This is a genomic window from Okeania sp. KiyG1 (genome assembly GCF_014132355.1).
Taxonomy (GTDB): Bacteria; Cyanobacteriota; Cyanobacteriia; order Cyanobacteriales; family Microcoleaceae; genus Okeania.
Genome location: NZ_BLZO01000150.1, coordinates 1 through 15,968 on the forward strand (window position 1 = coordinate 1; position 15,968 = coordinate 15,968).

Consider the following 15,968-nt stretch of genomic DNA (forward strand, 5'->3'; position numbering starts at 1 on the left):
GCAACTAATTTACTTACATATATAGATGCAGTTTACACTAAGGTTAATTATGAAGAACTCTATGAAGGTTGTGCTTTGGCAGAAAAAATTGATGAGTTTTTAGCAGATAATGGTTTTGGTAAAATAGCGGAGGCAACACCTTTTCACCCTTCTTGGGGAGATGCTTTTTATGTGAGAAAACAAGTAATTAGTATGTCTACTCTTGGCAAAAATGGTGGATTTGGTAATCAAATTTTTCAGTATAGTTTCTTGAAAATATATGCTCAAGAAAATTCCTTATTAGTAGAGACTCCAAAATGGATAGGGCAAGAATTATTTGGGCATCAAGACCTAGAGATTTCTGAAGATTTACCTGAAGTTTCAGAGAATAATAATGAATTTATTCTCGGTAATACAGAAATTTTGAAAAATGTAGATATTCATGGAGAATTTTTATATCACACTCGCTATTATGCGCCCTTTAAAGAATATTTTTGTTCTTTGTTTCAACCTGCACTAGAGATAGAGGAAAAAGTAAAAGTTGCTTGGGAAAAATTACACTCTCGTGGCAAAACTATTATTGGTTTACATTTACAATCACATTCAGAGGAAAATAGTAATTTTGCTGTTGCTCCGAGTGAGTGGTATAAAATTTGGTTAGATGGTTTATGGGAAACTTTAGAGGAACCAGTTTTATTTATTGCCAGCGATAATATAGAGGAATTACCTCTGGTTTATTTTGCTGAATATCATCCTATAACTGCTCAAGACTTGGAGATTGAAGTTAATCGAGAATATCTGAATTTCTTTTTATTGAGTAAGTGTGATTTTGTTGCTATTTCTAATACTCCCTTTGCTTTTGCTGCTTGTCTATTAAATGAAATAGGAAAATATTTCTTTCGACCTCATTTTTCCACCTCAAAACTTATACCTTTTGAACCTTGGAATAGTAAGCCAGTTTTTCGAGATGTGGATATTTCAGAAATAGCGAGTAGTGTTTCATTGGAGATGAAATTTCAGGAAAATCAAGCCGAGTTAGAAAATATTCAGTCTCAGAAAGATGAACTTTCCGCCAAATTAGTATCTACCCAGTCTCAACTTCAACAAAATCGTGAAGAATTAGAAAATATCCAATCTCAAAAAGACCAAATATTAGAGGAATTAGGAAAATCTCAGTCTCAACTTCAGCAAGAACAAGAAAAAGCTGAAAATACCGCAGCACAACTACAGCAAATTCACACAGAATTAGAAAATACTAAATCTCAGCGAGATGAATTTTCCGCCAAATTAGTATCTGCTCAGTCTCAACTTCAGCAAAATCAAGAAAAAGCTGAAAATGCCGAAGCACAGCTACAACAAATTCACACAGAATTAGAAAATATCCAATCTCAAAGAGACCAAATATTAGAGGAGTTAGAACAATCTCATTCTCAACTTCAGCAAAATCAAGAAAAAGCTGAAAATACCGAAGCACAATTACAGCAAATTCACACAGAATTAGAAAATACCAAATTTCAGCGAGATGAATTTTCTGCAAAATTAGTATCTGCTCAGTCTCAACTTCAGCAAAACCAAGAAAAAACTGAAAATACCGAAGCACAGCTACAACAAATTCACACAGAATTAGAAAATACCAAATCTCAGCGAGATGAATTTTCTGCAAAATTAGTATCTGCTCAGTCTCAACTTCAGCAAAATCAAGAAAAAGCTCAAAATACCGAAGCAAAACTACAGCAAATTCAAACAGAATTAGAAAATACCAAATCTCAGCGAGATGAATTTTCTGCAAAATTAGTATCTGCTCAGTCTCAACTTCAGCAAAACCAAGAAAAAACTGAAAATACCGAAGCACAGCTACAACAAATTCACACAGAATTAGAAAATACCAAATCTCAGCGAGATGAATTTTCCGCCAAATTAGTATCTGCTCAGTCTCAACTTCAGCAAAGCCAAGAAAAAGCCAAAAATACCGAAGCACAACTACAACAAATTCAAACAGAATTAGATAAATATTGCTCAGAACTACATGATGCGCGAGAAGAATTAGAAATTACCCAATTCCAACTCGATGAAGTACAAGCAGAATTAGAACAATCTCAATCTAACTATTTCAAGTATCAAGAAGAATTGAATATCAGTAAATCTCAACTTCAAGAAACTCAAACAGAACTGGAAAAAACCAAACTAAAACTAGAAAATCAGGAAAAAATACCAGTCGATCAAAATCAAAAAAACTATGCAGCACATCTCAAAAATCTAGCAAAAATTCTAGCAGAAACAATTCCAGATTGATATTTAAACAATTAATAATTAATAATTAATAATTAATAATTACCTCTCCTTGAAAACGGATAGGATTGACTAAAAGGAAAATTTTTTCTTCTCTTGGTCGATATAATTGAAGTGTTGTCTAAGTTAAGCATTCTTTTTTCAAAATGGTATTATAGAATAATGGTAAGCATTTCCTGCGGAATTCTGCGCAAACAGCCGTCAGCTATTAGCTAGCCTCCTATGGTCGGAACTGCGGACTTCAGCTATTAATTTTGGGGAAGGTAAAAGCAACCTTTGAAATTGAAAAAGAGTAAAAAGTTACTGCCAAAGTCCTTGGAAAAAACCTGAGAAGTAATTATTCATTACTAATTGCTGATAGCTGAATACTTATGAATAATGAGGTATTTAACCCAATTAAGTAAGGATAGAATCAGGAAAAGTGAAAAAATTATTATTAATTATTACTCCTGACTTATTACCTGAAAAAGGCAATAAAGTCAGCATTTTAATATAGGGTATCGTGAAAAAAGTAGATGAGGAAAGGCAAGACTTTATTGAAGTTTAACAGTAGAAAAATTTTCACTGCTTCAGTTCAAAAAAATGTCTTATTTTTGACAGATAGTTCGACTTATTTGTTTTTATTGTGCTATATAGCATTTCCCAACCTAGTGAGGTAAAGTTATCTTTTTTCTTCGTATTTCCCTGTTGCCTGTTGCCTCAAACCCAGAATTTTGTACCTCACGCTTCTTGGGAAATGCTACATGAATATCTCAATAACCCTTAAAATTTTGATTAATTAAAATTTCAGACTTATTCAGCAAATCCTAAATATTTATCTATTTTTCTACTTCCTTAAAAATTATGAAAACAGCATTAATTTCCGGAATTTCTGGTCAAGACGGCTCCTACTTAGCCAAACTATTACTAGAAAAAGGTTACAATGTTTGTGGCACTTCCAGAGATGCCCAAATGTCTACTTTTAATAACTTACATCGTTTAGATATTCGTGACAAAGTAAAATTAGACTCTATGTCTTTAAATGACTTTAGAAGTGTCTTACAAATATTAACAAAATATCAACCAGATGAAGTTTATAATCTAGCAGGTCAAAGTTCAGTAGGTCTATCTTTTCAACAACCTGTAGAAACATTAGAAAGTATCGCTACTGGCACATTAAATTTATTAGAAGCAATTAGATTTACCGGAGCAAAAATTAAATTATATAATGCTAGCTCCAGCGAATGTTTTGGCGATACAGGCGGTCAACCTGCTACAGAAATTACTCCTTTTCGCCCAAGAAGTCCTTATGCTGTTGCTAAATCTACAGCTTTTTGGGAAGTAGCAAATTATCGAGAAGCTTACAATTTATTTGCTTGTTCTGGCATACTATTTAATCACGAATCTCCCCTCAGACCTCAACGTTTTGTAACTCAAAAAATTATTTCAGTTGTTTGCAAAATTGCTAATGGAAGTAATGAAAAATTACATTTAGGAAATATTTCAGTGCAGAGAGATTGGGGTTGGGCCCCCGAATATGTAGAAGCAATGTATTTGATGTTGCAGCAAGAAGAACCAGATGATTATGTAATTGCTACTGGAGAAACTTATCCTTTGCAAGATTTTGTCATAGAAGCTTTTGCTGCTGTAGGATTAAATTGGCAAAATTATGTAGAGGTAGACCGAAGTTTATATCGTCCTACAGATATTTCTTTAGGTAGGGCAAATCCAATTAAAGCTAAAGAAAAATTAGGATGGAAAGCACAGTATAAAATGCCAGATGTTGTGCGAATGATGGTTAAGGATAGAATGGCTAATTTTTAAAGAATAAGGAAATTAAACAATTAATAATTAATAATTAATAATTAATAATTAGAATTTGGTGAAAAAGTCTTTTAGTAGGGGTAGGACGTAGGATACAGGAGAAATGGGAATGAGCTAGGAGGTAAGAGTCAGGATTGTGCCTTAATTTTTATTCCCAACCTATGCGCCTAAAATACTAACTTTTTGAGTGTTTTAGACTGAAATAGGCGCACTGCAATTCGACCCCAAAAAGGCACTTTATCTTTATATGTCAATGCTTTTAGATTAGATCGATCACGCCCTAATTAATAATTACCTCTCCTTGAAAACGGATAGGATTGACTAATCATGAAAATTTTTTCTTGTTTCTCCTTTCTCCTTTAAAGGAGAGGCTTTAAACCTTAATTATTCGGTAAATAAATCTATAGATTAATACAGTTCAATTAAGGATTTTTTTTGCAGTTATGTAATCTGAATATCTACTCTAATTCTTCCATACCTTATGAGTTTTAGTATTCTCTATTTGCGCAGCATTCTGTAGGAAACAGTGTTGCGTTATTAATAACAAAATAAATAAAAGTAATCTACCAAATTTTAGAAATTTTATAATCTTTTTTCGGTAATTTTTATTTCTCGTTAAAACTATGAACAAAACTACAATAATACCTTTAGAAAGTGGCGATACGGCTGACGCCACGCTCTGCGAACGCTTAACTAGAGATGAGTTTGAAAAGCGCTACTTTTCCATGCCAAAACATAAAAAAGCTGAACTTATTGAAGGAATTGTTTATATAGCTTCACCATTAAGATTTTCTGCCCATGGAGAACCTCATCTTCAAATTAATACTTGGTTAGGAGTGTATACTGCTGCTACTCCTGGAGTTAGGAGTGCTGATAATGCTACTACCCGTTTAGATAAAAATAATTAACCTCAACCAGATGCCATATTATTTATTGAACCAAATTTAGGAGGACAAGCAAAAATTAGTGAGGATGATTATATAGAAAGTGCGCCAGAATTAATTGTTGAAGTTGCTGCTAGTAGTGCTGCTTATTATTTACATGATAAATTAAAAGTCTATCAACGTAATGGAGTCAAAAAATATTTAGTTTGGCGAGTTTATGAACAATAATTAAGCTATTTTTTGTTGTCTGAAGGTGAGTATATTTCTGCGAAAATAGATGAAAATGGAGTTATAAAAAGTAAAGTTTTTCCTGGATTATGGTTAGCAGTTAAATCCTTAATAGAAGGAAATTTAGCTGAAGTTTTAAATGTACTTCAACAAGGATTATCTAGTTCCGAACATCAAGATTTTGTCAATCAACTTCACAGTTAATTAGCATTTTTAGTTAAAGCTGATTTATAGAGTAAATATTTAAGAGGCTGAATTTATTACAGAACAAAGGTTTTGCCGATTGTAGACCAGTAAGCCATAAATTTATTTATGAGACCTATATAAAATAAGAGTTTTCCTGCGGAATGCTGCGCAAACAGCTCAGTTTATAAATTAGCTCTTAGAGTGAGTATCTTTCTGTTGCCATGGATAAAACGGAGTTATAAAAAGTAGAATTTTTCCTGGATTATAGTTAGCAGTTAAATCCCGAATAGAAATAAATTTCCCTGAAGTATTAAATCTACTTCACCAGGAATTATCTAGTTCCGAACACCAAGAATCTATTAGTCAACTTCACAGTTAATTAGCATTTTTAACTATAGTGAATATATTTCTATTGCCATCAATAAACACCCAGGGATAAAAAGTCAAAAATCTCTGAATTATAGTTAGCAGTTAAATCCTGAATAGAAATAAATTTCCCTGAAGTATTAAATCTACTTCACCAGGAATTATCTAGTTCCGAACACCAAGAATTTATTAGTCAACTTCACAGTTAATTAGCATTTTTAACTATAGTGAATATATTTCTATTGCCATCAATAAACACCCAGGGATAAAAAGTCAAAAATCTCTGAATTATAGTTAGCAGTTAAATCCTGAATAGAAATAAATTTCCCTGAAGTATTAAATCTACTTCACCAGGAATTATCTAGTTCCGAACACCAAGAATTTATTAGTCAACTTCACAGTTAATTAGCATTTTTAACTATAGTGAATATATTTCTATTGCCATCAATAAACACCCAGGGATAAAAAGTCAAAAAATCTCTGAATTATAGTTAGCAGTTAAATCCTGAATAGAAATAAATTTCCCTGAAGTATTAAATCTACTTCACCAGGAATTATCTAGTTCCGAACACCAAGAATTTATTAGTCAACTTCACAGTTAATTAGCATTTTTAACTATAGTGAATATATTTCTATTGCCATCAATAAACACCCAGGGATAAAAAGTCAAAAAATCTCTGAATTATAGTTAGCAGTTAAATCCTGAATAGAAATAAATTTCCCTGAAGTATTAAATCTACTTCACCAGGAATTATCTAGTTCCGAACACCAAGAATTTATTAGTCAACTTCACAGTTAATTAGCATTTTTAACTATAGTGAATATATTTCTATTGCCATCAATAAAAACCCAGGGATAAAAAGTCAAAATTTCCCTGAATTATAGTTAGCAGTTAAATCCCGAATAGAAATAAATTTCCCTGAATTATAGTTAGCAGTTAAATCCCGAATAGAAATAAATTTCCCTGAAGTATTAAATCTACTTCACCAGGAATTATCTAGTTCCGAACACCAAGAATTTCTTAGTCAACTTCACAGTTAATTAGCATTTTTAACTATAGTGAATATATTTCTATTGCCATCAATAAACACCCAGGGATAAAAAGTCAAAATTTCCCTGAATTATAGTTAGCAGTTAAATCCTGAATAGACAGAAATTTCCCTGAAGTATTAAATCTACTTCACCAGGAATTATCTAGTTCCGAACACCAAGAATTTCTTAGTCAACTTCACAGTTAATTAGCATTTTTAACTATAGTGAATATATTTCTATTGCCATCAATAAACACCCAGGGATAAAAAGTCAAAATTTCCCTGGATTATAGTTAGCAGTTAAATCCCGAATAGAAGGAAATTTGCCTGAAGTATTAAATCTACTCCCGCAGGAATTATCTAGTTCCGAACACCAAGAATTTATTAGTCAACTTCACAGTTAATTAGCATTTTTAACTATAGTGAATATATTTCTATTGCCATCAATAAACACCCAGGGATAAAAAGTCAAAATTTCCCTGAATTATAGTGAGCAGTTAAATCCTGAATAGAAATAAATTTCCCTGAAGTATTAAATCTACTTCACCAGGAATTATCTAGTTCCGAACACCAAGAATCTATTAATCAACTTCACAGTTAATTAGCATTTTTAACTATAGTGAATATATTTCTATTGCCATCAATAAACACCCAGGGATAAAAAGTCAAAATTTCCCTGAATTATAGTTAGCAGTTAAATCCCGAATAGACAGAAATTTCCCTGAAGTATTAAATCTACTTCACCAGGAATTATCTAGTTCCGAACACCAAGAATCTATTAATCAACTTCACAGTTAATTAGCATATTTATTCGCAAGGTACTTTAGCGATCGCCTCTGTAATAACCCTAGACTCTTCCATTCTAAATCAACCTAAATTTTGCCAAAATTTCTATTATGATAAATATGTAACTTTACAAAACTTTATAAAATGAACCCCGTTATAGCACCACCAGCAAATCAACTAGACCTACATACCTGGACTTGGAAAAACCACCAAATCCAATATACAGTCATGGGAACTGGACAACCCCTAGTATTAATTCATGGTTTTGGTGCATCCATAGGTCATTGGCGTAACAATATCCCTACCCTCGCTGCTGGAGGCCATCAAGTATTTGCCCTCGACTTACTAGGATTTGGTGCATCTTCTAAGCCTTCCCTAGATTACTCATTAGAACTTTGGCAAGAACTACTATACGACTTCTGGAACCAACATATTCAAAAACCCACCGTCTTTATAGGCAACTCCATTGGTGGATTACTTAGCCTAATGATACTAGCAGACTACCCAGAAATCTGCACAGGAGGAATTCTCATTAACTGTGCAGGAGGCTTAAACCATCGACCTCAAGAATTAAATCCTCCTCTAAGATTCATTATGGGAATGTTTAGCAAATTAGTTAGTTCCCCAGCTCTAGGACCATTTATTTTCAATCAAGTCCGTCAAAAATATCGTATTCGTGGCACTCTCAAACAAGTTTATAGTAATCAAGAAGCCATTACAGATGAGTTAATCGAACTACTTCATCGTCCTTCTTGCGACCCTGGAGCGCAGAAAGTTTTTGCTTCAATTCTCACAGCACCTGCTGGACCTCATCCCTCAGAATTGTTACCAAAAATCAAAGCACCATTGTTAGTAATTTGGGGAGAAAACGACCCTTGGACACCAATTTCAGGTGGAAAAATTTATCAAGACTTAGCAGAGAAAGGTACATCTATCCAATTTGTTCCCATACCCAACACTGGTCATTGCCCCCACGATGAAAGGCCAACAATAGTTAACTCTTTGATTTTAGATTGGTTATCTCAAAGCTGAAGCTCTTGATAGATAGTGCTTTCAAGATTTATCAAAAAAATTACTGAAATATAGTGACAAAATTAGCTTAATAAGTTAGACTATGTACGGTGTGAGGAGCGAATCAGCAAGAGCATCGAGACGAAACACGGCCAGTCGTCGATGCTCTTTCTCAAAAAATTCTGCTTATGTTAAGGCACAACATTTGTGCTAACTACTTTTTGAATTTATTTTAAGTGGTGTTGAGGATTAATAAAAGGCGGTCACTAAAAATGACCGCCTTTTCAAATTAATTTGATATACAGCAGATTCGGCGATTAATGCGATCCCCCTGGTGGGGTAAATTTTTTTTTGATTTTTTGCTTTCCCTATCCTCTGACCCATCTTCCCTATTCTGTAGGGATGTTGCATACAACGTCCCTACTCAAACCATCAATAATATATACTTAATCAAGTAGGAAACTGCTGTATCTACTTGTTATTATACGTTTCTAACTCTATTCTTCTGTTGGCATCCAGTCAGTAGTAACATATATATGACCTAACTCTTGACCCTGATAAGTTCTTTTAGCAAAGCGCCAACCAGGTTCAAGAATAATTTTAGTAAATCCGTCAGCTAAACCATAAGTTCTACCGATAAGTAGTCGTGGTGCATTAGAATCATAACGAGAAATACCCATTAGTCGTATATCCCCTCCGCTCATTTGCAAAGAGAGAGCATATTCAAGAGCCAGATCAGTATTTGCTATTCGGATAGAATAACCATTACTGTCAGTGGCACGTCCACAAATACCTGTAAAGTCAAAATTTAGTAATAGAGGATCGACCAAGACTGGGCGATCGCCACTTTCATCCCAACATTGTCTGGTATCGGTTTTTTGCTCTAAAATCAGCAATTGTGGCCCAAAAGCACGAGGAACTGCAATTGCAATGTATCTAGACTGCTCGACTTCTTTTTGGTCAAAGAAATTTGCCCTAACTGGTACTGGACGAAAAGAAAAGAAAGTTAATAGTCCTAAAGTTGTCAGTGCAGCTATAGACTGCTTAAAAAAAGTTTTCATGCCTCTTGTTTCACCTAATTTATATGTATATAGCTTGAGAATATAGATTTTAGGAAATTTTAGGACTTATTTTCGTACTTATGCTGGTATTTGTCAAATTATGATTGATTAAAAACAGAAAAATCAGATTATGTTATTGAATTTATGATTTTCGGGGGTTAACCATTATCCCGTAAGTTCATCGTATAGCGTTTTTATCTGGGATGTATATACAAAATGCCATAAAAAATAGAATAGGGAATAGTCATTTCAGTTATCAGTTATCAGTTATCAGTTATCAGTTATCAGTTATCAGTACCTCTGCAATAAGGAGGCTTGAAATACGGAATATGCTCTTTTTTTTATCCCCTTAAAAGGGGAGCCTTTAGACCAGAATTTTTCGGGAAAGGAGATAAAATATAATGAAATAGTAGCATAAACAAGTATAACGGGGAATAGAACAGCACACATTTTTTATAATAAAAAACCTCAATCTATAATTTACATATCAAAGACAAACAAGATATTTCCTATAGATAAAAAATACGGTAATTAAATTTATTATTGCTTTTAATTCCCTATTGATTTTTTCTATTTTTATACTAATTTACCGAAAAATTGTGGTTGACAGCCTCCTCTTTTAAGGGGATAAAAGCGGTCGATATTCGGAGCTTCCCGTAGGGTGTAATAGCCAGGAAACCCGCTCTTGCAGAGCCGCTCCGCTAACGCCATATCCAATGAACCAAGAGAAGAAAGACTTTCCTTTGAGTCAATCCTATCCGTTTTAAAGGAGAGGTAATAATTAATAATTAATTATTAATTATTAATTGTTGAAGGGCGTGAATACCCATACTTATAACAAAAATAGTATGAACTATCTCTGCTTGACCACAAACACTGAGCAATTTGCATCAACAACAACCTCACTACTAATAGACCTCTTCAAAATCCTATTCATACCTTTTAATCCCCGACTACCAATTACAATTAAATCTGCATTATAAATATTAGATAAGCGAACAATTTCTTCAGTTGGATCTCCGGTCGTAACCTCTACCTCAGTAGTACAAGGAAGTTTTTCTCGGTAAACTTTGAGTTGCTTTTCAAACTCCCCGACAGAAATGTTTTTCCCTTCAGGTTGAGGTCGATCAGCTTTCAGATCCAAATCTGATTTTTCCGTAGCAACCACATGAGATAAAATTACTCTCGTTTCTGATGTTAAGTGAAATTCTGTCAATGCTTGAATTACTAAATCTAGATCTGAGTTTGAATTGCTGAGAGCTACAATAATTGTTTTGAAGGCCATAGACAAGAGTATTAGTAGAGATAAGAAATAGGTAGTCCTGTACTGAAAATATATCTCTGGTACATTACTAGCTGGAAGCCTACCATAATCAGCCCCATCTAGGTTAAACAGACTTTCTACCGTAGAAGCTAATAGCCAAATTCTGGGAAATTAAGAATTACTTTTAAATTCCCATGCTTGACAGTATTACAAACTCTATAGCTCCTGAAGGAAGGAAAGGGCGCGGACCAAAAGCTGAAAACTCAGACAACACAATATTTTTCCTTATTCCTTCTTCCTTCTGCTATACATTTGAAAGTTTTTATATTAACTTGTATGTTCTCCCGCGATCTAAAGATTCGGCGTTGCATATTTGAGAGATGAATTGTAGTTTCGGAGAAAGGGGAAGTATTAAAGATGGGATTTACCTTTCCCTCAAAAGACATATCCAAGAATAAAAAATCAAATCAATTATCCGACTCTTATTTATCAATTCTTTCCCCCTACTCCCTACTCCCTACTCCCTACTCCCTCTTTTGGTCGAGATGTCTAAAGATTCATCCCTTGATTGAGCAATGCCAAGATTCTAACGGGAGTCATCTGGTATTACTTATAAATTTTTACCATCATTTTCCTGATTAATTGTTTCTTTTTTCACCCATTCTTGTTGCTCCTGCTCCTGAGTTTTTGTCCTAACTCGTACCGAGTTAGCATGAGAGGGCAACCCCTCAGCCGTGGCCAATAGATCGATTGTTGTAGCCACCTTATGCAAAGCAGTAGAAGAATATTGAACCAAGCTAGAATGCTTCATAAATGTTTCTACTCCCAATGCTGAAGCATAACGAGCAGCACCAGAAGTCGGCAAAGTATGATTTGGCCCTGCCAAATAATCTCCCACAGCTTCTGGAGTGGAATAACCAAGGAAAATAGCACCAGCATGACGAATATTTTCCACTAAAGCCCAAGGATCTGAAACTTCCAACTCCAAGTGTTCTGGAGCAAATAGATTAGAAAGTTCAGCAGCAGCTTCGAGAGACTCAACAACAACAACTAAACCGTAATGGGCGATCGCCTTTTCTGTCATTGTGCGACGTGGATGATCCTCAAGTTGTCGCTCTACCTCAGTTACCACCTGACGTGCTATTGCTGAATCTGTAGTTAACAAGATAGCTGCCGCCAATGAATCATGTTCTGCTTGAGCCAACATATCTGCGGCTAAATGAACTGGGTTAGCTTCAGAATCTGCAATAATCATCACCTCTGAAGGCCCGGCCAGAGAATCAATACCTACCGTACCATAAACAATTTTCTTTGCCAAAGTTACATAGATATTACCCGGCCCAGAGATGACATCCACTTTTGGTATAGTTTTTGTCCCATAAGCGAGAGCGGCTATTGCCTGGGCCCCTCCGATCCGATAAATTTCTTGAATGCCTGCCTCCTGGGCAGCCACAAGTACAGCAGGATTAATTTTGTTACCCTGACCAGGTGGTGTAACCATGACAATTTTCGGTACTTTGGCCACTTGAGCAGGTATAGCATTCATCAGAACTGTACTAGGATAAGCTGCCTTACCCCCAGGAACATATAGACCAGCTCGATCTACTGGTGTGTAGCGTTTGCCCAAAACCACATCATCATCACCGAACTGAACCCAAGATTTAGGAACTCGCTGTCGGTGAAAAGCTTCTATCTGTTTAGCAGCAAAACGAATTGAATTTAATAAGTCCTTATTTACTTGTTGATAGGCCGCATCTAACTCTGAACCAGTTACTTTTAACTCTTCAGGAGTTAAGGTAATATGGTCAAACTCAGATGTATAGTGTAATAGAGCCTCATCGCCTTTTTCTTTAACGGAGCGCAAGATTTCTCGCACCGTTGTTTCTTTATGAATAGCCGTATCATCATGGGTACGTTCTGTGATACGTTTTAATTCAGCTTGTGCCTCAAGCCACTGAGTAATTATTCGCAGCATGGAGATTAGGAATGCCAACTAATAAAGTTCGCTAGTAGAGGGTACTTTCAGAACTCAGAGAGTTGGAGCAACATTAAAACTATGTAGAATGCTCAACACTTGACAATCAAGAAATAAAAATTCTTATTGGTCGCCAACTGTCTTGATAACTTAACCCTGATTTAACTTAGGGATAAAAGTAAAACCATTCTCTAAGTTTCCGAATCACCCATTACTCTTTGTTATAGCGTGAAGTACCAACACTGGCATCTTTAATACTGTACTCAGTTTTCTGCATTATCTGCCAATACCTCTAGTAGCATAACTTTAGCAGAAGGAAGAAGGAAGAAGGAAGAAGGAAGAAGGAAGAAGGAAGAAGGAAGAAGGAAAAATTTTGTGTTATCAAAAATTAAAAATTAAATTCATAGATTTTACTAAGGCCAGTTAACGAAGTCAGAAGTCAGAAGTCAGAAGCGAGTGTGTAATTCTGAGGGGACCTCAGAATGCAAGACACACATCTGACAGTCAGAAGTTGTTTTTGTAGCGGGGATTTCAGCCCCCAAAACATTTCGCCTTAAAAGGCGGGGTTGCGCGACCTAGTTATTTTGATAATTTGAGATTTGAGAAAGTCCTTATAGCACAAGGAAGAAGGAAGAAGGAAAAATCGGGCGTTGTCTGAGTTTTAAGCTTTCGAGCTGTCCTCGCCCTTTGCCTCGACTCCTATACCAAACCTTCAATTGCAATATTTTTCAACAAATATTAGTATTTTCTGAGAATTAATGCTATATTTATATATCTGGTACTTTATATTTTTATATATTTTAGCTGCTGGGCTAGCAGTGTCAGTCTGTGGAGTGACTGTAAGGCCGGAAAGAGGGAAAAGCCTCGGAGGCAGGTGCTATGTTAGCGCAGCTCCTCTGTCAAGAGGAAGCAGAAACAAAAGTCGTGAGTCTTAAGAATTCCGCAGTGTCTCTTAAAGGAACCGTCGGGATAAAATAAATTTCTACAATTGCTGGATCTTAAAGAAAAGTTAACTATGGCCAATATTAAGTCTGCTATCAAGCGAATCCAGATTGCTGAACGCAATCGTTTGCGCAATAAAAGCTACAAATCAGCAGTAAGAACTCTGATGAAAAAATACTTCATTGCTGTGGAAAACTACGCGGCTAATCCTACAGAGGAATTGAAGCAAGAAGTTAATCTGCGAATGTCAAAAGCTTACAGTAAAATTGATAAAGCTGTAAAATGTGGTGTTTTACACAAAAATAATGGTTCTCGCAAAAAGTCCAGGTTAGTGAGATTTTATAAAAGACACCTACAGATCGACAATAAACAGCCAGAGTCCTCAGAAACTAATGATTCTCTAGCTTCTTAAAAAAGACCGGATTGCTTAGTCTTATTGCGGAGCTAGGTGCGCAGTTTTTCGCTCTACAAAAAGGGCGGAGGGGCATCCAGTCCTTAAAGCTCATGGAGTCCGATGCAATGGCAGGACTGCGAAGTGAGAAGCCCACACTATACCGAATAGTTAGTGTGGGAGTATGTCACAAGTCGGTATAGTTGCTATAATTAGTTGAAATTTAGTACCCGACTTCATTTTTTTAAATACCTGCCTTAATTGACATACTCTCCGGCCTAAAGGCGCGGAGATTCTCCTGAAACCAGGATTCTTGGTTTGCTGACGCAAGGCTACGCCAACAATGAGTCCACTTAAAGTAAACACCTTGCGGCATCTAGTCCAGAGATGGTTCTCTCCCCAAGCGTTTGCTCTATTGCCTCTTTCAGAGGAGCTTCGCTATCAAGAGCCCGTTCCCGTATGCCCTACGGTACAGTTCAAACCTTAAAAAAAACTTTGGTTCTCTGATACTTGTTGCTTAGAGTTTTTCTATGTACAAGCATTACTGTACAAAACTCCATAACTCTACTTTTCAAGGTGCAAACGCTACAGTTAAGTAGCTATAGGTTTTTAGAGCGGTTGAATACCTTTCCGCTGTTTCCACTATAACACAAAGTCCCCTTCCAGGGGAGGCTTTCAACCCAATTTTCCGGTAAAAAAGTTTAAAATAGTTAAAGTGATATACTAACTACTTTGTGTATTGTGGCCAATATACCTATATCAACTTACAATATAGCACTACAAATCGACTAAGAGAATATTCGCCAAGGTCAAGCCTCCTGATTGCAGGAGGTACTGATAACCGATAAGTGATAACTGGAAAACCCGGAGAGCCACAAATGCAGCTAATTGATACTCACGTTCATATAAACTTTGACGTATTCAATTCTGACCTGGAAGACATACGCCAACGTTGGCAACAAGCAGGAGTTGTCCACCTTGTCCACTCTTGTGTTGAACCACAGGAATTCAATGCTATTAAATCAATAGCAGATCGTTTTCCAGAACTGTCTTATGCAGTTGGCCTACACCCTTTAGATGCTCATAAGTGGACATCTACGACGGCTACTCAAATTGAAGAGTTAGCTGCATCGGACTATCAAGTAGTGGCCATCGGTGAAACAGGATTAGATTTTTACAAAGCAGATAATAAAGAACAACAAGAATTTGTTTTTAGACAACAGTTAAACATCGCCAAAAAACTCAACAAACCATTAATTATCCATTGTCGTGATGCTGCTGCTGCAATGGCCGAGATTATTGATGATTTCCAAAAAAATCAAGGACTTGTCAGAGGAGTAATGCATTGTTGGGGAGGTAATCCAGAAGAAACTAAGATGTTTATAGACTTAGGATTTTATATTAGCTTTAGTGGAACTGTCACCTTTAAAAGGCTACCCAAATTCAAGAATCAGCTAAAATAGTTGATGATGATCGACTTTTAGTAGAAACAGATTGTCCATTCCTAGCACCAGTTCCAAAGCGGGGCAAACGAAACGAACCTGCTTATGTTAAATACGTTGCTGAAAAAGTAGCTGAACTTAGAGGTGTGACGCTAGAAAGTTTAGCATTACAAACTAGCGAAAATGCTTGTCGGCTATTTGGATTGTCTATTGACACCAAAAATATCTAAAGACTATTATATCTAGATTTCATCATTAAAAGTCAAACAAGTAAATTAATAGTTCGCTCTTTAATGGCCTAAAGTAATGCTGAAAGTAAGTTTGAGATTG

General features: G+C 35.6%; 6 protein-coding genes and 3 pseudogenes. 6 read left to right on the forward strand and 3 right to left on the reverse strand.

The features are described from left to right. The 4 genes and pseudogenes from SAGCYANO_RS34565 to SAGCYANO_RS34580 form a co-directional block, all read left to right on the forward strand. A pseudogene (locus SAGCYANO_RS34565) lies at positions 1 to 2,271 on the forward strand (hypothetical protein); the annotation flags it as partial. An 840-nt stretch (positions 2,272 to 3,111) separates the two neighbouring features. Continuing rightward, positions 3,112 to 4,071: a GDP-mannose 4,6-dehydratase gene (locus SAGCYANO_RS34570; protein WP_202224188.1), complete on the forward strand. Its 960-nt coding sequence runs from the start codon at positions 3,112 to 3,114 to the stop codon at positions 4,069 to 4,071. Between the two features lie 623 nt (positions 4,072 to 4,694). Then, a pseudogene (locus SAGCYANO_RS34575) lies at positions 4,695 to 5,387 on the forward strand (Uma2 family endonuclease). 2,309 nt (positions 5,388 to 7,696) lie between these two features. Then, positions 7,697 to 8,584: an alpha/beta fold hydrolase gene (locus SAGCYANO_RS34580; RefSeq protein WP_202224189.1), complete on the forward strand. Its 888-nt coding sequence runs from the start codon at positions 7,697 to 7,699 to the stop codon at positions 8,582 to 8,584. Positions 8,585 to 9,060: 476 nt separating this feature from the next. Here the strand turns inward: SAGCYANO_RS34580 and SAGCYANO_RS34585 are convergent, their stop codons facing one another. The 3 genes from SAGCYANO_RS34585 to hisD all read right to left on the reverse strand — a co-directional run bounded on the left by SAGCYANO_RS34585 (position 9,061) and on the right by hisD (position 12,863). Beyond that, positions 9,061 to 9,624 carry a DUF3747 domain-containing protein gene (locus SAGCYANO_RS34585; protein ID WP_202224190.1) on the reverse strand — a complete coding sequence of 188 codons (564 nt, stop codon included), beginning with the start codon at positions 9,622 to 9,624 and terminating at the stop codon, positions 9,061 to 9,063. An 853-nt stretch (positions 9,625 to 10,477) separates the two neighbouring features. Beyond that, a complete protein-coding gene (locus tag SAGCYANO_RS34590) occupies positions 10,478 to 10,909 on the reverse strand; it encodes a universal stress protein (RefSeq protein WP_202224191.1) in 432 nt (143 codons plus the stop codon). A 589-nt stretch (positions 10,910 to 11,498) separates the two neighbouring features. Next, positions 11,499 to 12,863 carry a histidinol dehydrogenase gene (gene hisD / locus SAGCYANO_RS34595; RefSeq protein WP_202224219.1) on the reverse strand — a complete coding sequence of 455 codons (1,365 nt, stop codon included), beginning with the start codon at positions 12,861 to 12,863 and terminating at the stop codon, positions 11,499 to 11,501. Between the two features lie 1,015 nt (positions 12,864 to 13,878). Between hisD and rpsT the strand changes: the two genes are divergently transcribed. Further along, a complete protein-coding gene (rpsT, locus tag SAGCYANO_RS34600; protein ID WP_202224192.1) occupies positions 13,879 to 14,217 on the forward strand; it encodes a 30S ribosomal protein S20 in 339 nt (112 codons plus the stop codon). An 857-nt stretch (positions 14,218 to 15,074) separates the two neighbouring features. Next, positions 15,075 to 15,868, forward strand: a pseudogene (locus tag SAGCYANO_RS34605) (TatD family hydrolase). The last annotated feature ends 100 nt before the right edge of the window (positions 15,869 to 15,968 follow it).